The 221-nt window shown below is 69.7% G+C and carries 1 protein-coding gene; it reads left to right on the top strand.

Annotated elements, in window-relative coordinates; genetic code table 11:
• Window positions 1-221, top strand: a 221-nt coding sequence (locus tag EN990_RS35330) for a VCBS domain-containing protein (RefSeq protein ID WP_164756071.1), incomplete at both ends; no start/stop codon positions are given.

The following is a 221-nucleotide window of genomic DNA, read 5'->3' as shown; positions in this document are numbered from 1 at the left end:
CGAACCCGACGGTTGACGCGCTCAATGTCGGCGGCAGTCTGACCGACAGCTTCACCTACACGGTGAGCGACGGCCAGGGCGGGACCTCCTCGACGACGCTGACCATCACCATCCACGGCACCGACGATGCGCCGGTTGCGGTCGCCGACACCGGGTCCGCGAACGAGGCCGGCATCACGCCGGCCACGGCGGCGACCGGCAACGTTCTGGCCAACGACACC

This window comes from Mesorhizobium sp. M7A.F.Ca.US.005.03.1.1 (genome assembly GCF_003997975.1).
Lineage (GTDB): Bacteria > Pseudomonadota > Alphaproteobacteria > Rhizobiales > Rhizobiaceae > Mesorhizobium > Mesorhizobium ciceri.
Note: the sequence above shows the minus strand (reverse complement) of the source record. Positions and strands in the feature narration are given on the sequence as shown.